The sequence below is a fragment of the Streptomyces parvus genome, assembly GCF_032121415.1.
In the GTDB taxonomy this organism is placed as follows: Bacteria; Actinomycetota; Actinomycetes; order Streptomycetales; family Streptomycetaceae; genus Streptomyces; species Streptomyces globisporus_A.
In genome coordinates, this window is record NZ_CP135079.1 from 2,148,602 (window position 1) to 2,173,339 (window position 24,738).

The 24,738-nt window shown below is 73.0% G+C and carries 18 protein-coding genes and 1 pseudogene; 13 read left to right on the top strand and 6 right to left on the bottom strand.

The window, feature by feature from the left end; translation table 11 throughout:
- Nucleotides 1-4: 4 nt before the first annotated feature.
- A pseudogene (locus RNL97_RS10585) lies at nt 5-286 on the top strand (hypothetical protein); the annotation flags it as partial.
- 88 nt (nt 287-374) lie between these two features.
- Here RNL97_RS10585 and alc read toward each other — a convergent pair.
- From alc to RNL97_RS10610, 5 genes are all read right to left on the bottom strand, one after another.
- Nucleotides 375-1,529 carry an allantoicase gene (alc, locus tag RNL97_RS10590; RefSeq protein ID WP_313750614.1) on the bottom strand — a complete coding sequence of 385 codons (1,155 nt, stop codon included), beginning with the start codon at nt 1,527-1,529 and terminating at the stop codon, nt 375-377.
- A gap of 65 nt (nt 1,530-1,594) precedes the next feature.
- Nucleotides 1,595-2,503 (bottom strand): LysR family transcriptional regulator, encoded by a 909-nt coding sequence (locus RNL97_RS10595; protein WP_313750615.1) that lies wholly within the window; start codon nt 2,501-2,503, stop codon nt 1,595-1,597.
- Between the two features lie 121 nt (nt 2,504-2,624).
- Nucleotides 2,625-2,855, bottom strand: a complete 231-nt coding sequence (locus tag RNL97_RS10600) for a hypothetical protein (protein ID WP_434744485.1) — start codon at nt 2,853-2,855, stop codon at nt 2,625-2,627.
- 20 nt (nt 2,856-2,875) lie between these two features.
- Entirely contained in the window at nt 2,876-5,125 is a 2,250-nt protein-coding gene (gene malQ / locus RNL97_RS10605) for a 4-alpha-glucanotransferase (protein ID WP_313750616.1), read from the bottom strand.
- Nucleotides 5,126-5,437 (bottom strand): hypothetical protein, encoded by a 312-nt coding sequence (locus RNL97_RS10610; protein WP_030577170.1) that lies wholly within the window; start codon nt 5,435-5,437, stop codon nt 5,126-5,128.
- Between the two features lie 307 nt (nt 5,438-5,744).
- Here RNL97_RS10610 and RNL97_RS10615 point away from each other — a divergent pair, with 307 nt between their 5' ends.
- A complete protein-coding gene (locus RNL97_RS10615) occupies nt 5,745-8,735 on the top strand; it encodes a beta-N-acetylglucosaminidase domain-containing protein (RefSeq protein WP_313750617.1) in 2,991 nt (996 codons plus the stop codon).
- 48 nt (nt 8,736-8,783) lie between these two features.
- On the opposite strand, the gene RNL97_RS10620 is transcribed toward RNL97_RS10615, so the two are convergent.
- A complete protein-coding gene (locus RNL97_RS10620) occupies nt 8,784-9,320 on the bottom strand; it encodes an HNH endonuclease (RefSeq protein ID WP_030577163.1) in 537 nt (178 codons plus the stop codon).
- Between the two features lie 314 nt (nt 9,321-9,634).
- Between RNL97_RS10620 and RNL97_RS10625 the strand changes: the two genes are divergently transcribed.
- The 11 genes from RNL97_RS10625 to RNL97_RS10675 all read left to right on the top strand — a co-directional run bounded on the left by RNL97_RS10625 (nt 9,635) and on the right by RNL97_RS10675 (nt 24,737).
- The gene (locus tag RNL97_RS10625; RefSeq protein ID WP_030577160.1) at nt 9,635-10,705 is read left to right on the top strand and encodes a mechanosensitive ion channel family protein; all 1,071 of its coding nucleotides are present in this window, start codon (nt 9,635-9,637) and stop codon (nt 10,703-10,705) included.
- 234 nt (nt 10,706-10,939) lie between these two features.
- Entirely contained in the window at nt 10,940-12,172 is a 1,233-nt protein-coding gene (locus RNL97_RS10630; RefSeq protein ID WP_313750618.1) for an ROK family transcriptional regulator, read from the top strand.
- Between the two features lie 69 nt (nt 12,173-12,241).
- On the top strand, nt 12,242-13,573 hold the full coding sequence (locus RNL97_RS10635) for an ABC transporter substrate-binding protein (RefSeq protein ID WP_313750619.1): 1,332 nt from the start codon (nt 12,242-12,244) through the stop codon (nt 13,571-13,573).
- Between the two features lie 6 nt (nt 13,574-13,579).
- Nucleotides 13,580-14,521, top strand: a complete 942-nt coding sequence (locus tag RNL97_RS10640; RefSeq protein ID WP_030577151.1) for a carbohydrate ABC transporter permease — start codon at nt 13,580-13,582, stop codon at nt 14,519-14,521.
- Between the two features lie 3 nt (nt 14,522-14,524).
- Nucleotides 14,525-15,433, top strand: a complete 909-nt coding sequence (locus tag RNL97_RS10645) for a carbohydrate ABC transporter permease (RefSeq protein WP_030577149.1) — start codon at nt 14,525-14,527, stop codon at nt 15,431-15,433.
- A 1-nt stretch (nt 15,434) separates the two neighbouring features.
- Complete coding sequence (locus tag RNL97_RS10650; protein ID WP_030577146.1) at nt 15,435-16,700, top strand: 6-phospho-beta-glucosidase; 1,266 nt, start codon at nt 15,435-15,437, stop codon at nt 16,698-16,700.
- The gene (locus tag RNL97_RS10655; protein WP_030577143.1) at nt 16,691-17,665 is read left to right on the top strand and encodes an N-acetylglucosamine kinase; all 975 of its coding nucleotides are present in this window, start codon (nt 16,691-16,693) and stop codon (nt 17,663-17,665) included. The genes RNL97_RS10650 and RNL97_RS10655 overlap by 10 nt, the downstream gene beginning before the upstream one ends.
- 288 nt (nt 17,666-17,953) lie before the next feature.
- The gene (locus RNL97_RS10660) at nt 17,954-19,342 is read left to right on the top strand and encodes a hypothetical protein (protein WP_313750620.1); all 1,389 of its coding nucleotides are present in this window, start codon (nt 17,954-17,956) and stop codon (nt 19,340-19,342) included.
- Nucleotides 19,343-19,353: 11 nt separating this feature from the next.
- A complete protein-coding gene (locus RNL97_RS10665; RefSeq protein WP_030577137.1) occupies nt 19,354-20,388 on the top strand; it encodes a glutamate ABC transporter substrate-binding protein in 1,035 nt (344 codons plus the stop codon).
- Between the two features lie 126 nt (nt 20,389-20,514).
- Nucleotides 20,515-21,867, top strand: coding sequence for a coiled-coil domain-containing protein (locus RNL97_RS10670; RefSeq protein ID WP_030577133.1), 1,353 nt, complete (start codon nt 20,515-20,517; stop codon nt 21,865-21,867).
- Nucleotides 21,864-24,737, top strand: coding sequence for a serine/threonine-protein kinase (locus RNL97_RS10675; protein ID WP_313750621.1), 2,874 nt, complete (start codon nt 21,864-21,866; stop codon nt 24,735-24,737). Before RNL97_RS10670 ends, RNL97_RS10675 begins: the two co-directional genes overlap by 4 nt.
- The last annotated feature ends 1 nt before the right edge of the window (nt 24,738 follow it).

Here is a 24,738-nt window from a genome sequence, read left to right on the forward strand (position 1 = left end):
GTCGATGCCCGGCTTCGCCGCGGTGCCGGCCGCGCCGGCCCTGTGCGCGGGTCTGGTGGCGGCCCCCTCCCCCGCGCCCGCCGCAGCCGTGTCGCCCGCCGCCGGCTGCCGGGCCGGTCCGGCGGGCTGTCACGACCTCTACACGTACGGCTACACCCTGGGGCTGCACCCGTTCACCGAGGCGGACGCCGTACGGAGACAGCTGACCGACCACTTCTGGCTCTTCCCGGTCAGCGGTGGCTGCGCGGGGCGGATCCGGGCCGGGGCGCGCTGCGAGCTGCCGGGTCCGTTGGGAACCGCCCGGCGGGCGGGCGCTGATGCGCAGCCGTCCGCCGGGCGGGAACTGGGGGGCCGGGAGGCCGATCTCTACGGGGTCACGCGCCCGACTCCTCGTAGCGGCGGGTCAGCTCGGCCGCGCCGGACTCCGTGAAGGTGCCGTGCAGCCGCATCCGGGCCACGCCCCCGTCGGGGAAGGCGTCGAGGCGGACGTGGGTGACGACGGCCTGGGCGCGCAGCACGAAGCGGTGCGGGGTGTCCGGCTGGAGGCGGGTGCGCGGGAGGATCTCGAACCACTCGCCGGTGTCGCCGTTGCGGCCCTGGAGGGCGATCCAGCCGGCGGAGTTGCCCTTGAGGTAGGCGGTGTCGATCTCGATCGCGCGGACCGCGCCCTGGGCAGGGAGGCGGAAGCGGACCCAGTCGTTGGTGTCGCGGACCCGGCGGCGGCGGTTCTCCCAGCCGTCGTCCATCTTGCGGGAGGTGCCCGGCAGGATGATCTGGGTGGGCGAGGAGTAGAAGCGGTCGGAGGCGTCCTCGTACGTACCGCCGTTGAGTACGGAGATCAGGTCGACCGTGCCGAGGGCTGCGAGCCAGGCCGGGTCCGGGACGACCTCGCCGTGCACGCGGAGCCGGGCGATGCCGCCGTCGGGGTGCTGGCAGAGGCGGATGTGGGTGTAGCGGCGGCCGCTCGTGATCTCGAAGGCGTTGGCCGCGTGGCCGCGTACGGGGGTGGGCGGGAGGATCTCCTCCCACTTCACGTCGTCGGCGAGCAGCTGCTCGGGGCCCGGGGCGCCCTCGACGGAGGTGGCCTGCACGGATACGCGCTGCGGGTAGTTGCCGCGGAAGTGGGCGGTGTCCACGATCATGCCCCGGACGATTCCGGGCGCGCCGAGGCGGACGATCGCCCAGTCGTGGTCCTCGGGGGCCGGGAAGGGGTGGTCGGCGTCGACGCCGCGGCGGCGGCGGGTCTCCCAGCCGTCCATGATCTTGCCCTTGTGACCGAAGCGCTCGGGGTCGAAGACGGCGCGCTCGCGGATCAGGAGGTTCTCGCGCTCGGCGAAGAACTCGTCGTTGGCGGCGATCACGCCCGCGCCGAGGCGGCGGTCGGCGAGGTCGACCAGCTCGGTGAAGGGGAGGTCGCCGGCCTCCCGGTAGTCGGCGTACGGGTCGCCGCCGCCGTAGGGCGAGGCGTCATTGGCGTGGGGGTCGGTGTCGGGGTTCTGGAATGCGGTCTCGCTCGCGTCGAAGGTCATGTCCCTTACCTTGACGCCACCGGACCCATCAGGTCCATCGAAAGTTTTCGCAGATACCGTTCAGCTCAACTGAAAGATCGCGCACTCTCGGCGAGCGCCGCGAGAACGCGTGCCACCGCCGGCCCGCTCTCCGCCCCGTGCCGGACCGCGGCCACCACATGGCGGCGCGGCCGGTCCGCTTCCAGCACCCGCATCACCACGCCCTCGCGGCGCTCCCGGGCGGCCATCCGGGGGACCAGCGCCACGCCCATGTCCGCCTCGACCAGGGCGAGGATCGCGGTCCAGCCGGCGGCGCTGTGGGCCTGCTCGGGGACGAAGCCGGCCGCCTCGCAGGCGGCGGTGGTGATCTCGGACCAGGGTCCGGAGCCGCCGAAGATCCAGCGGTCGGCGGCCAGGTCCGCGAGGCGCAGTCCGGGGGCGGCGGCCAGGGGGTGGCCGACGGGGAGCGCCACGTCGAGCGGGTCGGCGAGCAGCGGGAAGAGGCTGAAGCGGGGGTCGCGGGCGGTCGGCGCGTGGGCGGCCAGCGACAGGGCCAGGTCCACCTCGCCCGCGGTGAGCAGCTCGTACGCCTGGGCGGCCTCGGCCTCCCGGACGCGTACGTCGGGCCCCGGGCGGTCCTCGGCGCGCAGCAGCCGGACGGCGGGGACGACGAGGGCGGGCACCGCGGTGGAGAACGCGGCGACCCTGACCTCTCCGGCCTCGCCGCGCAGATAGCCGGTCAGTTCGGCCTCCGCCCGCTCCAGCTGGGCGAAGACCGCCTCGGCGTGGCGCAGGACGAGATGGGCGGCGTCGGTGAGGCGGACCCGGCGGCCCTGGGCCTCCAGGAGGTCGACGCCGAGCTGCTTGGCCAGATTGGTGAGCTGCTGGGAGACCGCGGAGGGGGTCATCAGGAGCGCCTCGGCGGTCGCCGTGACCGTGCCCCGGTCGCGCAGGGTACGCAGGATGCGGAGCTTCTTGACGTCCCACTCGGTCATGGGCGCAACCTACCGGCCCCGCGCGCCTCCCGGCGGGCCCGCCCGGGGCCGGACACACGGATGCGCCGCGCGGTAGCTCCTACCGGCGGCGCACCCTTCACGCGTGGCGTACGCGTGCGGGTCAGACCTGCTTCTTGGACTTGTCCAGGACCATGACCAGGGCCGTGATCACCACGAACAGGCCGATGGGCGCGACCACGTAGAGACCGATGGTCTCGATCGCGCTCAGGCGCGGAGCCGGGTCGTCACCGTCGTCGGGCGTGAGCGCGAGCGCCGGGGCCGACATGAGCAGCATCATCAGCGTCGTCCCGGCCGCAACGACGCCGGCGCGCATAGCGTTCTTCTTGTCCACGGTGCAAACGTAGCGAACGCCTAAGGACGGCGCTCGCCCGGGGGTGCCGTACGAGGCTTTCGGGGCCTGAGGACCTCCATCACGGCGTGCAGCCGGGGCGAGGCGGTGATCTCCTCCAGGGTGACCGGATGGCCCTCGGGGTCGGCGATCGGGAGCCGCCAGTTGGGGTACTGGTCCCAGGTGCCGGGGAGGTTCTGCGGGCGGCGGTCGCCCACGGTGTCGGGGAGCCAGACACCGGTCATGCGGGCGGGGGTGCGACGCAGGAAGCGGTGGACGGCCCGGACGGCGGCCTCCTCGTCGCCGTCGCCCTCGGGGAGCATCCGCAGCCGGGCCAGGAGGGCGAGCCACTCGGCGGTGTCGGTGGCGTCCTCGGTCAGCTCCTCCTCCAGGGAGCGGGTGAGCAGGCCGAGGCGGTGGCGCAGCGTCACATGATCACCGGTCAGCCGGGCGGCGGTGGACGGCAGATCGTGGGTGGTGGCCGTGGCCAGGCAGTCCCGGCGCCACTTCTCCGGGGCGAGCGGCCGGCCGTCCCCTTCCCAGTCGCGCTCGAACCAGAGCACCGAGGTGCCGAGCACCCCGCGCCGGGAGAGCGCCTCGCGGACCCCGGGGGCGACGGTGCCGAGGTCCTCGCCGACGACGGCGGCCTGGGCCCGGTGGGCTTCCAGGACGAGGACGGCGAGCATCGCCTCGGCGTCGTACGCGACGTACGTGCCGTCGGTGGGCGGGCGGCCCTCGGGGACCCACCAGAGCCGGAAGAGGCCCATGACGTGGTCGATGCGCAGTGCCCCGGCGCGGGCCAGCAGCCCGCGCAGCAGGCCCCGGTAGGCGGCGTAGCCGGTGGCGGCCAGGACGTCGGGGCGCCAGGGCGGCAGGCCCCAGTCCTGGCCGCGCGCGTTGAAGGCGTCGGGCGGCGCGCCGACGGACATGCCGTGGGCGAAGGCCTCCTGCTGGGCCCATGTGTCGGCGCCGGCCGGGTGCACGCCGACGGCGAGGTCGTGGACGATGCCGACGCCCATCCCGGCGTCCTCGGCGGCCCGCTGGGCTGCGGCGAGCTGGGTGGCGGTCAGCCAGGCGAGGCGGCAGTGGAAGTCGACCCGGTCGAGCAGTTCGGAGCGGGCACGGGCGGTCCCCGGCGAGCGGGGATCGCGCAGGGCCTCGGGCCAGGTGTGCCAGTCGGGGCCGTGCACCTCGGCGAGGGCGCACCACAGGGCGTGGTCCTCCAGCGCCTGCCCCTGCTCGGCGAGGAAGTCGCAGTAGTCGGCGCGGCGGCCGGGGGTGAGGGGCACCTGGACGACCAGCTCCAGTGCCTGGCGCTTCAGCTCCCAGACGGCGTCCCGGTCGATCAGCGCGCCCTTGTTCAGCACGGCCTCGCTGAGGGCGGCGGCATCCTGCCGGAGGTCGTCCAGGGCGGCCCGGTCGCGGACGTGCCCGTATTCGGGGATCGACTCGATGTGCAGATGCACCGGGTCGGGGAAGCGGCGTGAGGAGGGGCGGTAGGGGGAGGGGTCGGTGGGCTTCCCGGGGACGGCCGCGTGCAACGGGTTGACCTGCACGAACCCGGATCCGATGCTGCGCCCGGCCCAGCCGGCGAGATCGGCCAGGTCGCCGAGGTCGCCCATGCCCCAGGAGCGGGCGGAGAGCAGGGAGTAGAGCTGCACCAGGAAGCCGTGGGTGCGCTCGGGCGGCTGCGGCACGCGGGCCGGGGCGGCGACGAGAGTGGCGGTGGCCCGGCGGTTGTCCGGCGTACGGACGTGCATGCGGTGGACGCCGTGGGGCGGCGGGATCCACCAGGCGGGGAGGGGAGCGGGGGCGGAGTCCTGGGCGGCGGGGGCGCCGGGCGCGTCGGAGGCCGGCACGTCGGTGGAACCCTCGGCGGCGTCCCCCGGAGCGGTCGTGGGCGGAGGCACCCCCGGCGCGGCCGGGGCCGCCGCCCGGGCGCGCATGCTCAGCGGGGCGGGCGGGCGGCCCGCGGGGTGTCCCGGGGGCCCGGACGGCTCCGGTTCGACCGTGACGGTCGAGCCGGGGGGCAGGCCGGCCAGCGCGGGCGGCAGGGGCTCGCCGGCCCAGACCACCACGGTCGGCGGCAGCAGGCGCGAGCGGGACTCCGCGGCGGCGAGGCACTTCCGTACGTCCGCCGGAGTGCCGGCGTCGACGCCCAGCGCGGCGAGCACGGCGATGACCGTGTCGTCGGGGACGGACACCGTGACATCCGGCGACGGGGAGTAGGAGGTGGCGACACCGTGCAGTGCGGCGAGCCGGGACAAGCCCATTCAGACTCCTGGGAACTCCAGCCCCCCCGCGGTGCCGGGTGCGGTCGGCTCGCTGGTCAGTGGGGCGACGGCGGCGAGCGGCGGCTCGCTCGTGAGAGGGGTGGCATCGGCGAGCGGCGGCTCGCTGGTCAGCGGCGCGGAATCGGCGAACGAGGATTCACCGAGCAGCAGGGAGACATCGGCGAGCGGCGGCCCGCTGATCAGGTGGGCGACATCGGACAGGGGAAGTTCACTGGTCAGCGGCGCGGACGCGGGCTGGGCGGGTACCTGTTTGGAGAGGGCGGAGAGCAGAAGCTGCGCAGCTGCGGGCATGGTGGCCTCCTGGCCGTGGAGAACAGGACACAGCAGACCTACCCAGGCCTCGCCCCGGCAGACGTGGACGTGATGCAGGCGTTATGACAACGAGCACAACGTGCCCTGGGTCACATTCCGTTCCCCCGTACGGCAGGTATGAGCCGTTTTCGGCCACTCCCGTCCGTCACGCCGGCCCCACCGATCCCGAAGTGTCGCAATTACCGGCAATTCGGGCAGAACGGCCAAGCGCATTGACACCCTTGCGCCCGGGTGGTGGGCTCGGAGCCCGCCAGGGGCAGTGGGGACGTACGGAAGGGGACGCGACGTGCGGATCGGGCGCAGAAGGCAGGCGACGGCCGTGGCCGCCGCCGTGATCGGCGGACTCCTCGGATCCGTCTCCGTCGCTCCGTCGGCGGCGGCCGCCCCCAGCGATCCCGGCAGGCCCGTCACCGACACCGCCGACCGTGCCGACAGCGCGCGGACCCCGTCCGTGTGGCCCCGCCCCCAGAGCATGCGGGCCACCGGGCCCGCCGTGCCGCTCGGCGGCGAGGCCACACTCGTCGCCGCGCCGGACGCCGATCCGTACGCCGTCGAGCAGGCACGCTCGCTGCTGCGCTCGGCGGGCGTCCGGACCCTGCACGAGAGCCTGCCGGGCCGCGGCCCCGTGGTCCGGCTCGGCGGCACGGGCGCCGGCGAGGCGCTGCGGGCGCTGCGCGCTGCCGACCGGGCCGATCTGCCGTCGGGCGGCTACCGGCTCGCGGTCGGCGAGGTCGCCGGACGGTCCACCGTCGCGCTGGAAGGGCTCGGCGCGGACGGCCTGTTCCACGCCGTCCAGACTCTGCGTCAACTCGTCGCCGGCGGATCGGTGGCCGGGGTGACCGTCCGGGACTGGCCGGGAACCGCCGTACGCGGCATGGCCGAGGGGTTCTACGGACAGCCGTGGACCCGCGAGGAGCGGCTCGCCCAGATCGACTTCATGGGCCGCACGAAGCAGAACCGCTATCTCTACGCGGCGGGCGACGACCCCTACCGGCTGGCGCGCTGGCGCGAGCCCTACCCCGCGGACAGGCGGGCCGATTTCCGGGCGCTGGCCGAGCGCGCCCGCGCCCAACACGTCACGCTCGGCTGGGCCGTCTCCCCCGGTCAGGCGATGTGCATGGCATCCGACCAGGACGTCAAGGCGCTGACCAGGAAGGTCGACGCGATGTGGGCGCTGGGCGTCCGGGTCTTCCAGCTCCAGTTCCAGGACGTCAGCTACAGCGAGTGGCACTGCGATCTGGACGCCGAGACCTTCGGCAGCGGTCCGAAGGCGGCGGCCCGCGCCCAGGCCCGGGTGGCGGGCGCCCTCGCCCGGCATCTGGCGGAACGGCACCCGGACGCGGCCCCCCTGTCCGTCCTGCCGACGGAGTTCTACCAGGACGGCGCCACCGACTACCGCACCGCGCTGGCGGCCGAGCTGGACGACCGGGTGCAGGTGGCCTGGACGGGTGTCGGGGTGGTCCCGAAGAAGATCACCGGGGGTGAACTGGCCGGGGCCCGCGCCGCGTTCCGCCACCCGCTGGTGACAATGGACAACTACCCGGTCAACGACTACGCCCAGGACCGCATCTTCCTCGGCCCGTACACCGGCCGGGACCCGGCGGTGGCGAGCGGTTCGGCCGCGCTGCTGGCCAATGCGATGGGGCAGCCGTCCGCCTCCCGGATCCCGCTGTTCACCGCAGCCGACTTCGCCTGGAACCCGAAGGGGTACGACCCCGCCGCGTCCTGGCGGGCGGCGGTCGACGATCTGGCGGGCGGGGACGCGTCCGCCCGGGACGCGCTGGTGGCCCTCGCCGGGAACAGCGCCGGCTCGGTGCTCGGCGCGGAGGAGTCCGCCTACCTCCAGCCCCTGTTCGACGCGTTCTGGACCACCCGCGCCGACGCCTCCCGCCGCGACCGGGCGGCGGACGGGCTGCGGGCGGCGTTCTCCGTGATGCGGCAGGCCCCCGAGCGGCTGAAGACCCCCGCGGAGGGCCGGCTGAGCGACGAGGTGCGCCCCTGGACCGAGCAGCTGGCCCGTTACGGCCGGGCCGGTGAGCTGGCGGTGGACCTCCTCCAGGCCCAGGCCGCCGGGGACGGTGCCGCCGCCTGGCGCATCCAGCTGGCCCTGGAGCCGCTGCGCGAGGAGATCAGGGCGAGCCGGGCCACGGTCGGCAAGGGGGTGCTGGACCCGTTCCTGGACAGGGCGGCCAAGGCGGCAGCCGGGTGGAACGGCACCGACCGCGCCTCGGGCCGGGTCTCCAAGGACGCCGGCGGCTATACGGTCCGGCTGGACGCGGCCCGCCCGGTGGAGGCCGTCACGGCGCTCGCCGAGCCCGGGGCCGCCCTCGCCGACGCCGTGGTGGAGGCCCATGTGCCCGGTGAGGGGTGGCGCCCGCTCGGGCGGCTGTCGCCGAGCGGTTTCACCCAGACCCCCGCGAAGGGGCTGCGCGCCGACGCCGTACGGGTCACCGTGCCGGAGGCCGCCCGGACCGCCCGGCCGCCCTATCTGAGCCCGACCCCGCCCGCCGCGCCCGCCGTCGTGGCGGGGGCCCCGCAGGTACGGGCCCTGGTGCCGTGGTTCGGCGACGAGCCCGCGGCCACGCTCGACCTGAAGCACGGCGAGACCGACGCGGAGATCGGCGGCGAACCCCAGCGGGTCGCGGCGCGGCTGGCGGGCCGGCGTCCGGTCGAGGTCAAGGGCAAGCTCACCGCGAAGGCCCCGAAGGGCATCGAGGTGCGGGTCCCGAAGCAGACGACCGTGCCGCGCGGATCGCGTACGGAGGTGCCCGTGGACATCACCGTCCCGAAGGACACCCCGGCGGGCGAGTACGAGGTGCCGCTGGCCTTCGGCGGCCAGGAGTCGACGCTGACCGTGCGGGCCTTCCCGCGTACGGGCGGCCCGGATCTGGCGCGTACGGCGAAGGCCTCCTCGTCCGGCGACGAGACCCCGGACTTCCCCGCGTCGGCGGCCACCGACGGCGATCCGGAGACCCGGTGGTCCTCGCCGGTGGAGGACGGCGCCTGGTGGCAGACCGAGCTGGAGAAGCCGGTGCGGCTGGGCCAGGTGGTGCTGAGCTGGCAGGACGCGTACGCCTCCCGCTACCGCGTACAGGTCTCCGCCGACGGCCGCGTCTGGCGGACCGCCGCGACCGTGGCGGAGGGCCGGGGCGGGCGCGAGTCGGTCCGGATGGACGCGAAGGACACCCGGTTCATCCGGGTGCAGGGCGGGAGCCGGGCCACGCAGTACGGCTACTCGCTCTGGTCGGTGGAGGCCTACGCGGTCGCGGACGACTGAGCCGTACGGGGGAGCCGAAGGACGACGGAGGACGACGAAGGCCCGGACTCAGGCGGACACGCCGTCGATCCGGGCCATCACGTCGTCCGCGCCGAACGGTTGCAGGTACGGCAGCCAGCGCGGGTCGCGGTGACCTGTCCCGATGATCCGCCAGGCCAGGCCGGTCGGCGGGGCGGGCTCGTGGCGCAGCCGCCAGCCCAGCTCGGGGAGGTGGCGGTCGGCCTTGACGTGGTTGCAGCGGCGGCAGGCCGCCACCACGTTGTCCCAGGCGTGCTGACCGCCGCGGCTGCGCGGGATGACGTGGTCGACGCTGGTGGCGGCGGCCCCGCAGTACATGCAGCGCCCGCCGTCCCGGGCGAACAGCGCCCGCCGCGTCAGGGGGACGGGGCCCCGGTAGGGCACCCGGACGAAGCGCTTGAGCCGGACCACACTGGGTGCGGGCACGGCGCGGGTGGCACTGTGCAGGAAGGCGCCGGACTCCTCAAGACAGATGGCCTTGTTCTCGAGGACGAGGACGAGCGCGCGGCGGAGCGGTACGACGCCGAGCGGCTCGTACGACGCGTTGAGAACCAGGACGTGCGGCACGGTGGATGCCTCCTTGTACGCCGGCGGCGCGTGGCTCGCGCCGGGACGATCCGATCTCAGTCTCTCCTCATGCCTGGTCGAAGCGCCACCACGTACGGGTAACGGGCCGGGAGGATTTTTCTCACCCCGGGCCCGGGGCACCGTTCCGCGGGGTCGAACAGGTGCCTCACCAGGGCGGCCGTCCGCGCTGTGCGATCGGCCACAGCACAGGCGTTCCCGGTGAGACCCGTCTCTCCTCCCGCGACGGCAACGATCCACTCCCCCGGCTTCGTTAGTGTTGTTGACCAGCCGTCGTCCCCCTGGAGGTCCCCGTCGTGTCCCTGTCCGTCCTCTTGGCCGCAGCCCCGTCTCCCGAGCCGGGTGGCTCGTTGGGCGATGCCGCCGAACAGGCCGGGAACGCCGCGGGCTGGGTCGAGGAGAACTGGTCCACCTGGCTGAGCACCGGGTTGCGCATCCTGCTGATCGTCGCCGTGGCGATCACGCTGCGTTATCTGATCCGGCGCGCCCTGACCAACCTCATCGACCGGATGAACCGCAGCGCCCAGGCCGTGGAGGGCACGGCGCTGGGCGGGCTGCTGGTGAACGCGGAGCGCAGACGCCAGCGCTCGGAGGCGATCGGCTCGGTGCTGCGTTCGGTGGCCTCGTTCGTGATCATGGGCACGGCGGCGCTGATGGTCCTGGGCGCCTTCAAGATCAACCTGGCGCCACTCCTGGCCTCCGCCGGTGTCGCGGGTGTGGCGCTCGGCTTCGGCGCCCGCAACCTGGTCACGGACTTCCTCTCCGGCGTCTTCATGATCCTGGAGGACCAGTACGGGGTCGGCGACACCATCGACGCGGGCGTCGCCTCCGGCGAGGTCATCGAGGTGGGCCTGCGCGTCACCAAGCTGCGCGGCGACAACGGCGAGATCTGGTACGTCCGCAACGGCGAGGTGAAGCGGATCGGCAACCTCAGCCAGGGCTGGTCCACGGCCGGGGTCGATGTCACGGTGCGCCCGACCGAGGACCTGGAGCAGGTCCGTAAGGCGATCACCGCGGCGGCCGAGACGATGACCAAGGAAGAGCCCTGGTCGGAGCGGCTGTGGGGCCCGGTCGAGGTGCTCGGCCTGGACGCGGTGCTGCTGGACTCGATGACCGTCCGGGTGACCGCGAAGACGATGCCGGGCAAGTCGATCGGAGTGGAGCGCGAGCTGCGCTGGCGCATCAAGCAGGCGCTGGACGACGCGGGCATCCGCATGATCGGCGCGCTGCCGCCCCAGACCGAGGGCGAGTCCTCGGCGGACCCGACGGCGGCGATGGCGGCCCCCTCCGCGTACGCGTCGGCGACCTCCCCGCAGTCGATGGCGGCCACCCCGATACCGCCGCCGGCGAACCTGAACAAGCAGTAGGCAGCCCTTTTGCCGACGCCCCCGGCCGCGCCTGGATCCCAGGACCGCGGCCGGGGGCGTCCGCGTCGCAGGTAACACTTTGATTGCCGGGCGGGTGGCACCCATTGACGCCCCGGTGACCTGCGCCCTACCGTCCTCTCAACCGAATAGGAAACTTTCCTAACAGAGTCACGGACCGGCGTCGCGGATGGACGTCACGGACGTGAGTTCCTGACAGAGGGCGGTGCATCCACGATGGCGGGAACCACTCCTGGCCCACCCGGCGCGTCCGGCACTCCGGGCACCCCGCGCGTGCTGCGGGCCATGAACGACCGGGCCGCCCTCGATCTGCTGCTGGAGCACGGGCCGCTCTCCCGGACCCGGGTCGGCAAGCTGACCGGGCTCTCCAAGCCCACCGCCTCCCAGCTGCTGGCCCGGCTGGAGGCGGCCGGGCTCGTCGTCGCCACCGGGACCAGCGAGGGGCGCCCGGGACCCAACGCGCAGCTCTACACGGTGAACCCCCGCGCCGCCCATGTCGCCGGGCTCGACGTGAACGGGCAGCGCATCGTCGCCGCCGTCGCGGACGTGACCGGGGCGACCGTCGGGCAGTTCGAGCTGGCCACCCCGGGGCGGCGCGCCGACAGCGTGGTGCGGCAGGTCGCCGACGGGCTGGACGGGGCGGTCAAGGAGGCGGGGCTGACCCGCGCGGACGTGCACCGGATCGTCATCGGCACCCCGGGCGCGTTCGACCCGGGCACCGGGCGGCTGCGGTACGCCTCGCACCTGCCCGGCTGGCACTCCCCCGCCCTGCTGGACGAGCTGGCCGCGTTCCTGCCGATGCCGGTGGAGTACGAGAACGACGTCAACCTCGTCGCCGTCGCCGAGCAGCGCCTCGGTGCGGCCCGCGGCCACGAGGACTTCGTACTGCTGTGGAACGAGGAGGGCCTCGGCGCCGCCCTCGTCATCAACGGCCGGTTGCACCGCGGTTTCACCGGCGGCGCGGGCGAGGTCGGCTTCCTGCCGGTGCCCGGCACCCCGCTGGTCCGCCAGGTCGTCAAGGCCAACAGCGGCGGCTTCCAGGAGCTGGCGGGCGCCCAGGCGGTGCCCCGGATCGCGAAGGCGCTGGGCATCGACACCCCGCAGCAGCCGTACGCGAAGGTCGCCGCCGAACTGCTGGCGCGGGCCGCCGACGCGTACGAGGAGGACGAGGCGTTCACCGAGCTGCTGCGCCAGTACGCCCAGCGGCTCGCCACCGGTCTGGCCTCCGTCACCGCCGTCCTGGACCCCGGGCTGATCGTGCTCTCCGGCGGGGCGGTCGCGGCGGGCGGCGAGATCCTGCGCTCCCTGATCCAGTCCGAGCTGGCCGAGCTGGCCGCCTCCCGGCCGCGCCTGGTGGTCGGCGAGATCGACCGCACCCCCGTTCTGCGCGGCGCCCTGGAGAGGGCGCTCGCCGACACCCGCGACGAAGTGTTCGACACCTCACGCTGAGCCTGTCCCCCGCTTCCCGTTCCTGCCGTCCCCTTCTCTTTCCCGTCCCTGGTCCCTGGGAGTCTCGTCATGCGCACCAGCCGTCTCACCACCGCCGCTGTCGCCGTCGCCGCGATATCGGTGCTCGCCACCGCGTGTACCGGCCAGTCCGAGGCCGGCGCCTCCGACGACCCGAACGCGAAGACCACGATCAACTTCTGGCACGGCTGGAGCGCGCCCGCCGAGGTGAAGGCGGTCCAGGACAACATCGACCGGTTCGAGAAGGCCCACCCGAACATCACGGTGAAGGTCTCCGGCAACATCAACGACGACAAGCTCAACCAGGCGCTGCGCGCGGGCGGTTCGAACGGACCCGACGTGGTCTCCTCGTTCACCACCGCCAACGTCGGCAAGTTCTGCTCCTCCGGCGCCTTCGCCGATCTGAAGCCGTTCATCGAGAAGTCGAAGCTGGACCTGGAGAAGACCTTCCCGAAGGTCCTCCTGGACTACACCCAGTTCGAGGGCAAGCGCTGCTCCCTGCCGCTGCTCACCGACGCCTACGGCCTCTACTACAACAAGGACGCCTTCAAGAAGGCCGGGATCACCGCCCCGCCGAAGACGATGTCCGAGCTGGCGAGCGTCGCCAAGAAGCTCACGGTGGAGAAGGGCGGCAGCTACGAGCAACTCGGCTTCATGCCGACCTTCCACGGTTACGAGACCGTCGCCGACCACTACCTCTCCTCGTGGGACCACACGTACTTCGACGAGAACGGCAAGTCCAACATCGCCAAGGACCCGGCGTTCGCGGAGATGTTCACGTACCAGAAGAAGCTCGTCGAGGATCTCGGCGGCTACGACAAGCTGGAGAAGTACCGGGGCACCTTCGGTGACGAGTGGGGTGCCAAGCACCCCTTCCACACCGGTCAGGTCGCCATGCAGCTGGACGGCGAGTGGCGGCTCGGGATGGCCGAGGACGCCGGGGTCGACTTCGAGATCGGCGTCGCGCCGATGCCCGTCGCCGACGACGAGGCCGACAGCTACGGCAAGGGGTTCCTCTCCGGCACCATCGTGGGCATCGCCCCGGCCAGCAAGAAGCAGAACGCCGCCTGGGAGCTGGTCAAGTTCATGACCAGCGACACCAAGGCGGTCGTGGACTTCGCCAACGGCATCCGGAACGTGCCCTCCACCTTCGAGGCGCTGAAGTCGCCGGACCTGACGTTCGACCCGCGCTTCAAGACGTTCCTGGAGATCGCGCAGCACCCGAAGTCCAACACCCCCGACGGGGCCGTCAACGGCTCGACGTACCAGCAGACGATCCAGGACTTCGGCTTCCAGTACGAGAAGGGCGCGGTGAAGGACCTCCAGGCCGGTCTGGAGAAGACCGCGCAGCAGATCGACACCGACATCGCCAAGGCCAAGTAGCCCTCGATGACGACGCACACGCTCCGCTCGAAGCGCCGCAGGTCGGCGCTGCGCACGGCGGCCTTCATGTCGCCGTGGCTGATCGGGTTCTCGGTCTTCTTCGCCTACCCGATGGTCTCGACCGTCTACTTCTCCTTCACGCAGTACGACGGTTTCGGGGCGCCGGCCTTCAACGGGCTGACCAACTGGACGTACGTCTTCAGCGACTACCCGATGTTCTGGCCGTCGCTGCGCAACACGCTGTGGCTGGTGGTCGTGATGGTCACCTGCCGGGTGGTCTTCGGGCTCGGCGTCGGGTTGCTGATCACGAAGATCAAGACGGGCGCCGGGGTCTTCCGGACCCTGTTCTACCTGCCCTATCTGGCCCCGCCGGTCGCCGCGACGCTGGCCTTCGTCTTCCTCCTCAACCCCGGCACGGGGCCGGTCAACGCGATCCTCGGGGAGTTCGGGCTGCCGACGCCCGGCTGGTTCAACGACGCCTCCTGGTCCAAGCCGGCGCTCACCATGCTCGCGGTGTGGGGCATCGGGGACCTGATGGTGATCTTCATGGCCTCGCTGCTGGACGTGCCGGGCGAGCAGTACGAGGCGGCGGAGCTGGACGGGGCGTCCGCCTGGCAGAAGTTCCGCTTCGTGACCCTGCCGAACATCTCGCCGATCGTGCTCTTCGCGGTGGTGACGGGCGTCATCCAGGCGATGCAGTACTACACGCAGCCGCTGGTCGCCGGAAAGGTCGCCTCCGGGGTCATCGGCGGCTCCGGCCAGTCCTTCGAACCCGGCTATCCCGACAAGTCGACACTGACGCTTCCGCAGCTCGTCTACAACCTGGGCTTCCAGCGCTTCGACTACGGCGCCGCCTGTGTCGTCGCCCTCGTCCTGTTCGCCTTGGCCATGGCCTTCACGGCGCTGCTGATGCGGGGCCGCAACAACCTGATCTCGGCCGGTGACTGAGCCATGACCCACCTCCTCGACAAGACCGCCGCCCCTTCGCCCTCGACCGCTCGCGGCCCGCGGACGCCCGCCGCCCGCACCGCACGCCGCAAGGCGCTGCTGCACTGGATCGCCGTGCACTCCCTCGGGATCGCCGCCGCGCTCTTCTTCGTGCTGCCCTTCGTCTTCGTGGTGCTGACCTCGCTGATGAGCGACCAGCAGGCGCTGACCCGCGACCTCACCCCGAACACCTGGGAGTGGGCCAACTACGAACGGGTCTTCAACACCCCGGGCTTTCTGACCTGGTGGCGCAACACCCTGCTGTACGCGGGGGTCGGCACCGTCCTCACCGTGGTGTCGTCGATCCCGGTGGCGTACGCGCTGGCGAAGTTCCGCTTCCGGGGCCGCAAGCTGTCGCTGATGCTCGTCATCTCGATGATGATGCTGCCGCCGCAGGTCGTCATCATCCCCATGTACCTGTTCTGGGCGAAGCAGATGGACCTGTCCGGCACCCTGTGGCCGCTGATCATCCCGATGGCCTTCGGCGACGCGTTCTCCATCTTCCTGCTGCGGCAGTTCCTGCTGACCATCCCGAACGAATACCTGGACGCCGCGAAGGTCGACGGCTGCGGCGAGTTCCGTACGCTGATGAAGGTCGTCCTGCCGATGGCCAGACCCGGGATCGCGGCCATCGCCCTCTTCCAGTTCTTCGCCGCCTGGAACGACTACTTCGGACCACAGATCTACGCCTCGGAGAACCCGGCCGCCTGGACGCTCAGTTACGGCCTCGAATCCTTCAAGGGCGCACACCACACCGACTGGAACCTGACCATGGCCGCGACCGTTCTGGTCATGGCCCCCGTGATCGCCGTCTTCTTCTTCGCCCAGAAGGCATTCGTCGAGGGCGTCACACTGACCGGAGTAAAGGGCTGACATGAAGCTCGCAGTAGTGGGTGGCGGGTCCACCTACACCCCTGAACTGATCGACGGATTCGCGCGGCTGCGGGACACGCTGCCGATCGAGGAGCTGGTACTCGTCGACCCCGCGGCCGACCGCCTGGAGCTGGTCTCCGGCCTCGCCCGGCGGATCTTCGCCAAGCAGGAGCACGCCGGGAAGATCACGACGACCACCGACATCGACGCGGGCGTCGCCGACGCGGACGCGGTCCTGCTCCAGCTGCGCGTCGGCGGACAGGCCGCGCGCAACCAGGACGAGACCTGGCCGCTGGAGTGCGGCTGCGTCGGCCAGGAGACCACCGGCGCGGGCGGCCTCGCCAAGGCGCTGCGCACCGTGCCGGTCGTCCTGGACATCGCCGAGCGGGTCCGCCGCACCAACCCGGACGCCTGGATCATCGACTTCACCAACCCGGTCGGCATCGTCACCCGCGCCCTCCTCCAGGCCGGGCACAAGGCCGTCGGCCTGTGCAACGTGGCGATCGGCTTCCAGCGGAAGTTCGCCCGGCTGCTGGAGGTGGAGCCGGGCCAGGTGCACCTCGACCACGTCGGGCTCAACCACCTGAGCTGGGAGCTGGGGGTGCGTCTCGGCGGCCCGGACGGCGAGAACGTCCTGCCGAAACTGCTCGCGGAGCACGGCGACGCCATCGCCGACGACCTGCGCATGGACCGGCGGATCATCGACCGGCTCGGCGTCGTCCCCTCCTACTACCTGCGCTACTTCTACGCCCACGACGAGGTGGTGAGGGAGCTGGGCACCAAGCCCTCCCGGGCCGCCGAGGTCGCGGCGATGGAGAAGGAACTCCTCACGATGTACGGCGATCCCGCGCTCGACGAGAAGCCCGAGCTGCTCGCCAAGCGCGGCGGCGCGTTCTACTCCGAGGCGGCCGTGGATCTGGCGGCCTCGCTGCTGGGCGACGGCGGCTCCCCCGTCCAGGTGGTCAACACGTACAACAACGGGACCCTGCCGTTCCTCCCGGACGACGCGGTGATCGAGGTGCAGGCCCGAGTCGGGCGCGACGGTGCGACGCCGCTGGCCGTCCCGGCGCTGGACCCGCTGTACGCCGGCCTCATCGCGAACGTCACGGCGTACGAGGACCTCGCCCTGGAAGCCGCGCTGCGCGGTGGCCGGGACCGGGTCTTCAAGGCGCTGCTGGCCCACCCGCTGATCGGTCAGTTCGACTACGCCGAGGGGCTCACCGACCGGCTGATCGCACACAACCGGGAGCACCTGGCGTGGGCGTGAACGTGTCGGTCGTCGCCATCGACGCGGGCAACAGCAAGACCGATGTGGCACTGATCGGCAAGGACGGCACGGTGCTGGCCACAGCGCGCGGCGGCGGTTTCCAGCCGCCGGTGATCGGTGTGGAGGCCGCGCTCGACGTGCTGGCCGAGGTGCTGGGGCGGGCGGTCGCGGAGCTGCCGGCTCCGCCCGTCCTCTCCGGTCATGTCTCCGCCTGTCTGGCCAACGCCGATCTGCCGGTCGAGGAGGCCGAGCTGGCCGCGGCTCTGGGGTCCCGCGGGTGGGGCTCCTCGGTGGAGGTGCGCAACGACACCTTCGCGATCCTGCGCGCCGGGGTGGACGAGCCCCGGGGGGTCGCGGTGGTGTGCGGGGCCGGCATCAACTGCGTGGGCATGACCCCGGACGGGCGGACCGCCCGCTTCCCCGCGATCGGGCGCATCTCCGGGGACTGGGGCGGCGGTTCGGGGCTCGCGGAGGAGGCGCTGTGGTTCGCCGCGCGTGCCGAGGACGGGCGCGGCGAGCCGTCGGAGCTGGCACGCGCGCTGCCGGGCCACTTCGGGCTCGATTCGATGTACGGGCTGATCGAAGCGCTGCACCGGGGCGCGATACCGCTGACGCGGCGGCACGAGCTGACGCCGGTGCTGTTCGCCACGGCGGAGGCCGGGGACCCGGTGGCGGCCGCGCTGGTGAAGCGGCAGGCGCACGAGGTGGTGGCGATGGCCTCGGTCGCGCTGGACCGCCTCGACCTGCTGGAGGAGGAGGTTCCGGTACTGCTCGGCGGCAGTGTGCTGGCCGCCCGCCACCCGCAGCTCAACGACCGTATCGCCGCGCTGCTGGCTGCCCGCGCCCCGAAGGCCGAGGTGCGCGTCGTGTCCGAGCCGCCGGTGCTGGGCGCGGCGCTGCTGGGGCTGGACCGGACGGGCGCGGGTCCGGAGGTCCACCGGAAGCTGCGCGCGCGGTACGCCTGAGGACCGGGACCGGTCGGAGATCGGCGGGGCGTCCCCTCACGCGATACGCGTGGGGGGACGCTCCTCGTCCGTTCCCCGTACGGGTGAACGGCCGTCGTACGAGGGGCGTGAGGGAACCGATCGGGCTTCTGGAACGTGTACCTGATGGGAAGTCCGTTCGCTTATGGGGATGTATTCGGGCACGTTGCGCTGCTTGCCTTGATCGGCCGTGTCCGCCCTGATCGAATGCGGATACTGACGACGAGGACGGGACGGGGACCCACTGTCAGTGACCGAGGGGGAGGTCGAGTGACACACCCGCCGAGCGGCGGCTCGCAGACGCTGCGTACCCCGGGCCCGGTGTCCGGGCACGCCGGCGTGCCCGCACAGCGCGCCACCACGTGGGCAGCGCACACACAGCGCCTGCGTGCCGTGGCGACCACCGAGCCCGGCCGGCTCCAGATCATCGGGGCGGTTCTGGCCCTGCTGGTCGTCGCGTTCGGCGCGGTGACCACGCTGGAGACATCGCAGCGGGCCTCTTCGGCCGACGACGTGGTCAGCCGCAGTCAGCCGCTCAGCGCCGACGCGGCGGACATCTACCGCTTCCTGGCGGACGCGGACACGACGGCGGCCAGTGGGTTCCTCGCGGGGGCGCAGGAGCCCGAGGCCGCGCAGGAGCAGTACCGGAAGGACATCGAGGAGGCGGCCCGGCTGCTGGTGAAGGCGTCGGGGAGCACCGACTCCGCCAGTGCGTCCAGCCGTGAGATAGCCACCCTCAACAAGCTGCTCCCGGTCTACACGGGCCTGATCGAGCGCGCCCGCGCCAACAACCGCCAGGGCCTGCCCCTGGGCGGCGCCTATCTCCGGTACGCGAACCAGAAGATGGCCGGCGAGATGCTCCCCGCCGCCGAGCGGCTGTACGCGGCGGAGACGGGCCGGCTGGAGAGCGACTCGACCGACGCCCGGCAGTGGCCGCTGTGGTCGATCGGCGCCGGGATCGTCGTGGTGGGAGCGCTGGGGTGGATGCAGCGGCGCACCTACCGCCGGACGAACCGGGTGCTGAACCACGGGCTGCTGGCGGCGACGGCCGCCGCCTCCGTGGCGGTGGTCTGGCTGGCCGGGGGGCACACGGTGGCCCGCGCGGAGCTGCGGTCGGCGATGGTGCACGGCCAGGAGTCGCTGGACGTCCTCAACGACGCGCGGATCAACTCCCTGAAGGCGCGCGCCAACGAGAACCTCACGCTGGTGGCGCGGGGCGCGGTGCTGACGCCCGACGGCTCCGCCGACCAGTACGAGGCGGACTACGGCTCGGGGATGAAGGCGCTGAAGGCGCAGTTGGACAAGGCCGAGCGGCTCGCGGACGACGACAGCGGGAGCGCGCCGGTGGCCACGGCGGCGGACGGCGTGGCGCAGTGGCAGGCGCGGCACCGCGAGGCCCGGGCCACGGACGACCGGGGCGACTACGACGGCGCGCTGGAGCAGATCATCGGGACGGAGAAGTCCACCGGGCAGTCCTTCCAGCAGGTGGACGCCGCACTGGAGAAGGCGCTCGCCCATGAGCAGAGCGAGTTCACCTCGGCCGCGAAGGACGGGCGCGGAGCCCTGCGCGGCCTGCCGACCGGGGCCGCGGCCCTGGCGGTGCTGGGGGCGGTCGCCGTGATCGTCGGGGTCAACCGCAGGCTCTCGGAGTACCGGTGAGAGGGGCAGCGATGAGCAGGTCCGAGGACCGGCCCGGGCGCGGCGGCCTGCGCGGCTGGGGCGGTGTGACGGGGATGGCGGTGGCGTGCGCGGTCACCGCCGCGGTCACCCTGCTGCCGCTGGCCCACCACAACGGCGGGCCGGCCGGGGCGGGCACGTCGGGCGGGGTGGTGACGGCTGACCGGGCCCGGGCCGAGGCGTGCACCGAGCCGGAGGCGAGCCTGCCTGCGTCCGGCGACGACGGGCCGAACATCGACAAGATTAAGGAGCGCGGCAAGCTGATAGCGGGCGTCGACCAGAACAGCTTCCGCTGGGGGTACCGCAATCCGGAGAGCGGGGACCTGGAAGGGTTCGACATCGATCTGGTGCGGGCCATCGCCGACGACCTCCTGGGCGACCCGGACGCGGTGGTCTTCCGGGCCATCCCCACCAACCAGCGCATCGCCGCTCTGGAGAACGACCGGGTCGACGTCGTCGTGCGGACGATGACGATCAACTGCAAGCGGCTGGAGCAGGTCTCCTTCTCCACCGCCTACTTCCAGGCCGGGCAGCAGGTGCTCGCGCCGAAGAAGTCGCCGATCACCGGCTACGACTCCTCGCTGAAGGGCAAGCGGGTCTGCTCGGCCGAGGGTTCGACGGCGTACGAGGCACTGGAGAAGAAGTCCTTCGGGGCGCTCTACAAGGACGACTTCGACGGCACCGAGCGCGATCCGGACCGGCTGACCGTACCCAACCAGCTGGACTGCCTGGTGCGGCTCCAGCTCGGCGAGGTCGACGCGGTCGTCACGGACAACGCCCTGGCGGCGGGGCAGGCGGCGCAGGACCCGGCGGTGGAGCTCAAGGGGAAGGACCCGTTCACCACGGAGTACTACGGCGTCGCCACGAAGAAGGGCTCCGACGATCTGGTGGCCCGGGTCAACAAGGTCCTCGTCGACTACCGGGCGGGCGGCGGGGACAGCGCCTGGATGCGGTCCTACGAGAAGTGGCTGGCGACCGGCCTGCCCGGGATCACCGCACCACCCGCCCCCAAGTACCGCACCGACTGACCCCGCGGCACCCGCGCCGCGGCACCGCAGCAGCGTACGGACCGGATCGAGCGGGCCGGAGCAAGACCGAAGCAGACCGATCCCGCCGGGCCCACCGGCCCGGCGGGGAGAGCGGAGAGGTGATCGATGGGCGTCGCGGGATCCTTCCCCAGCTTCGCGGGGAGGCCCTCCGGACCGGTCATGGACCGGGAGGAGGCGGACCGTGCGCTGGCCCGGCTCGGGGCGGAGCACGAGGCCATCGAGACCTCGCTCCTCGCGCTCCAGGACCATGCCGGGCGCCGGCTCCTGGAGGGCGCCGAGCTGACCGGCGTCACCCGGGAGCGCTGGGCCGCCACCGAGCAGACGATCACCCTCCTGTGGGGGTACTTCGACGCGTACGCGGGGGCGCTGTCCGAGGCCCGCGAGATCCGTGCGCGCCGCCGGCACCCGAACCGGGAGGACCTCGCCGCGCTGACCGAGCTGCTGCGCGGCGAGTCGGTCACGGTCGCCAACCCGGGTGCGGTGCCGCCGCCTTCGGCCGCAGGCCCGGCCCGGCTCTCCGAGCGGTTCTCGCTCCAGGAGCTGGTCGCCCGGATGAACGAGCTGTACGCCAGGTCCCTGGACATGGTCGTCGCCTCCGACTCCGTCTGGTCGGCGCTGCCCGCCCGGATCGACCTGCTCGCCGCCGAGCTGCACCGGACGCGTTCGCTGGCGCACTCGGTGGGGGTGCGGCCCGGTGAGCATCCGGCCGGGGACGATCTGGCGGAGATCACCGAGGAGCTGACGACGCTGCGGGTGCAGGTGATCTCGGACCCGCTGGCGTTCTGGCTGCCGGGCCCCGGCAGCGCCGCGCCCGGCGGCGGCCGCCCCGACACCTCGCGCTACGACCGGGCCGCCCGCGCCCTGGAGGACGTACGGCGCGAGATCGAGGCGGTGCTCGCGGTCCGGCAGGACGCGGAGGCGCGCCTGGTGCGGCTGCGGGACGTGCTCTCGCGGGCCGACCGCACCCTGACGGAGGCGCGGGCGGCGCGCGGCGAGGTGCTGGCGAAGATCGCCGCGTCCGAGGTGCCCGCGGTGAGCGGTCCGCCGACCGCTCTCCAGGAGCGTCTGGCGGCGGCATCGGAACACCGCAGGCACGCCCAGTGGCACCGGCTCTCACCGTTGCTGGAGTCCCTGGAGCAGGAGGCCGAGGACGAACTGCTGCGCGCCCGTGAGTCGTTGACCTCGGTGACCGCGCCGCTGGCGGTCCGCGCCGAGCTGCGCGGCCGGCTCGACGCGTACAAGGCGAAGGTGGCCCGGCACGGCCTGGCGGAGGACCCGCTGCTGATCGAGCGGTACGACGCGGCACGCCGCATGCTGTGGAGCGCGCCGTGCGATCTGCGGGTCGCCGAGCAGGCCGTCCTGCGTTACCAGCACGCGGTCGCGGAGTCGCTGCCGCCGCGCCGGCCCGACGGACCGCAGGACGGGCAAGGCGCGGGCGAACAGGGGGAATCACGATGAGTACGCAGTGCCAGCGCCCCGCGTGCGAGGGGAACTACGAGGACATGGGCGGCGGTGAGCTGTACTGCGACACCTGCGGTCTGGCTCCGGTCGTCTCGCCGACGGGCATGGTCTCCTCGCCGCCGACCGGGATCGCCGGGGGTGGCCGGGCGAGCGGCCCGGACAGCTCCTCGCAGCGCTCCAGCTCCCGTGCCTCCGCCCGGTCCTCGTCCCGTTCGTCGACCTCGCGCCGTTCGGTCTCCGGCAGGCTGTCGCGTTCGCTGTCCGGGGCGTCCACCTCCCGTTCGGTCTCGGTGCGCTCCTCCGGCTCGACGTCGGCGGCCTCGGCCCGGGGGCGGCTCGGCGTCGGCCTGGTGGAGGTTCCGGACGTCCCCCGGCCCGATCCGCGTACGGCGGTGATGGAGCGGGCGGAGGTGCCCGAGCGCAAGCGGTTCTGCTCCCGCTCGGACTGCGGGGCCCCGGTGGGCCGTTCGCGGGGTGAGCGGCCGGGCCGTACGGAGGGGTTCTGCACCAAGTGCGGCCACCCGTACTCCTTCGTGCCGAAGCTGACCGGCGGCGACATCGTGCACGGCCAGTACGAGGTCGTGGGCTGTCTGGCGCACGGCGGCCTCGGCTGGGTGTATCTCGCGGTGGACCGGGCCGTCTCCGACCGCTGGGTGGTCCTCAAGGGCCTGCTGGACACCGGCGACCAGGACGCGATGGCGGCCGCGATCTCCGAGCGCCGCTTCCTCGCCGAGATCGAGCACTCCAACATCGTGCGGATCTACAACTTCGTCGAGCACCTGGACCAGCGCACCGGCTCCCTCGACGGCTACATCGTCATGGAGTACGTCGGCGGCAAGGCCCTCAAGGAGATCGCCAACGACCGCCGCACCCCGGCCGGGAAGCGTGACCCGCTGCCGGTGGAGCAGGCCTGCGCGTACGGCATCGAGGCCCTGGAGGCGCTCGGCCATCTGCACAGCCGCAATCTGCTCTACTGCGACTTCAAGGTCGACAACGCGATCCAGACCGAGGACCAGCTCAAGCTGATCGACATGGGCGCGGTGCGCCGGATGGACGACGACGAGTCCGCGATCTACGGCACGGTCGGCTACCAGGCCCCCGAGGTGGCGGAGCTGGGCCCGTCGGTCGCCTCCGACCTGTACACGGTGGCCCGGACGCTGGCGGTCCTCACCTTCGACTTCCAGGGGTACACGAACGTCTTCGTGGACTCGCTGCCGGACCCGGACACCATCGAGGTGTTCCGCACCTACGAGTCGTTCTACCGGCTGCTGGTGCGGGCCACCGATCCGGACCCGGCCCGGCGGTTCGGCTCCGCCGCGGAGATGGCCGAGCAGCTGACGGGGGTGCTGCGGGAGGTCGTGGCGCTGCAGACCGGCCGGCCGCGCCCGGCCCTGTCCACACTGTTCGGCGCGGAACTGCGCGTGGTCGACACGGAGTTGTTCGCCCCGCAGACGGACGACGTCTCCCAGCTGGGCGGCCGGGACACCGGCTCCGCGCGGGGCGGGCCGCTGGGCCGCCGCAAGGGCCGCGGCGGTCCCACGGCCGGCATTCCCGCGCAGGGCGGCTCGGGGCAGGTCCACGGCGGTGCGGCTCCGGTCGCGCCGGGGGCCGTGGCATCCGCGGTGGCCGGGGCGCTGCCGGTGGGCGCGCAGCCGTCCGGGCCGGCCGGCGGTCCCGCCCCGGGTGCGGCGGGGGCCGCTCCCCTGGCCGTGCCGCCGACCCATGTCCGGGGTTCCGCGCCGGGCGGCGGGGCTCCGCTCCCGTACGCGCCCCCGGCTCACGCCCCTCTTCCGGCGCCCCGGGCGGCCGAGCGGGCCCCGGGCCTCCCGGCCGGACCGTACGCCGCCGGCGCATCGGCCGGACCGTACGTCCAGACCGCTCCGGCCGGACCGTACGGCCCCGGCGGGGGTGTCCGGCTCGCCCGGTTCGACGCCCCGGCCACCGCGTTGGCGCTGCCGGTCCCCCGGGTCGACGCGATGGACCCGAACGCCGGTTTCCTCGCCGGTCTGATGGCCGCCGCCCCGGCCGAGCTGATCACCGCCCTGCAGACGGTCCCCGCCCCCTCGCTGGAGACCCGGCTGCGGGAGCTGCGGGCCCGGCTGGAGATGCGGGAGCCGGATGCGGCCGCCCGTGCGCTGACCACCCTGGAGGGTGAACACGCGGACGACTGGCGGGTCGTCTGGTATCGGGGCGTCGCCTCGCTGGTGACCGGTGACCACGAGACGGCGGCGCTCTCCTTCGACGCGGTCTACGACGCGTTCCCCGGGGAGATGGCGCCCAAGCTGGCGCTCGGGATCTGCGCGGAGGTGCTGGGCCAGCTGGACAACGCCGCCGAGTACTACCGCCTGGTGTGGGCGACCGATCCGGGGTTCGTCAGCGCGGCGTTCAGCCTGGCCCGGGTGCAGATCGCCGCCGGGGAGCGGGGGGCGGCGGTGAGCACCCTGGAGTCGGTGCCGGAGGCCTCGATCCACTACACCGCGGCGCGGGTCGCCGCCGTCCGGGCGCGGCTGCGCGAGCGCTCGCCCCGGGAACCGCTGCTGGGCGATCTGACGGCCGCCGGGGCCCAGGTGACGTCGCTGGGCGCCTTCGGTCTGGACCCCGTGCGGCGCGAGCAGTTGTCGACGGAGGTACTGGGCAAGGCGCTGGACTGGGTACTCTCCGGTAGTCCCGGTGCCCCGGGGCCGGGCAGACCGGACGCGGGTCCGCCGGATGCACGGAAGCTGCTCGGCGCCGAACCGACCGAGCGGGGACTGCGGTTCGGGCTGGAGCGCTCGTACCGGATGCTCGCCCGGCTCGCGCAGCGGGGCGACGAGAGGATCGAACTGGTGGAGCGGGCCAACCGTTTCCGCCCCCGGACGTGGGTGTGAA

What these genes read in the sequence shown, in the direction of transcription:
- RNL97_RS10635 (WP_313750619.1), top strand. Translation starts at nt 12,242, where the DNA reads ATGCGCACCAGCCGTCTCACCACCGCCGCTGTCGCCGTCGCCGCGATA.
- malQ (WP_313750616.1), bottom strand. Translation starts at nt 5,125, where the DNA reads ATGGGCTTGTCCCGGCTCGCCGCACTGCACGGTGTCGCCACCTCCTAC.
- RNL97_RS10675 (WP_313750621.1), top strand. Translation starts at nt 21,864, where the DNA reads ATGAGTACGCAGTGCCAGCGCCCCGCGTGCGAGGGGAACTACGAGGAC.
- RNL97_RS10630 (WP_313750618.1), top strand. Translation starts at nt 10,940, where the DNA reads ATGGCGGGAACCACTCCTGGCCCACCCGGCGCGTCCGGCACTCCGGGC.
- RNL97_RS10670 (WP_030577133.1), top strand. Translation starts at nt 20,515, where the DNA reads ATGGGCGTCGCGGGATCCTTCCCCAGCTTCGCGGGGAGGCCCTCCGGA.
- alc (WP_313750614.1), bottom strand. Translation starts at nt 1,529, where the DNA reads ATGACCTTCGACGCGAGCGAGACCGCATTCCAGAACCCCGACACCGAC.
- RNL97_RS10645 (WP_030577149.1), top strand. Translation starts at nt 14,525, where the DNA reads ATGACCCACCTCCTCGACAAGACCGCCGCCCCTTCGCCCTCGACCGCT.
- RNL97_RS10610 (WP_030577170.1), bottom strand. Translation starts at nt 5,437, where the DNA reads ATGCCCGCAGCTGCGCAGCTTCTGCTCTCCGCCCTCTCCAAACAGGTA.
- RNL97_RS10595 (WP_313750615.1), bottom strand. Translation starts at nt 2,503, where the DNA reads ATGACCGAGTGGGACGTCAAGAAGCTCCGCATCCTGCGTACCCTGCGC.
- RNL97_RS10650 (WP_030577146.1), top strand. Translation starts at nt 15,435, where the DNA reads ATGAAGCTCGCAGTAGTGGGTGGCGGGTCCACCTACACCCCTGAACTG.
- RNL97_RS10640 (WP_030577151.1), top strand. Translation starts at nt 13,580, where the DNA reads ATGACGACGCACACGCTCCGCTCGAAGCGCCGCAGGTCGGCGCTGCGC.
- RNL97_RS10665 (WP_030577137.1), top strand. Translation starts at nt 19,354, where the DNA reads ATGAGCAGGTCCGAGGACCGGCCCGGGCGCGGCGGCCTGCGCGGCTGG.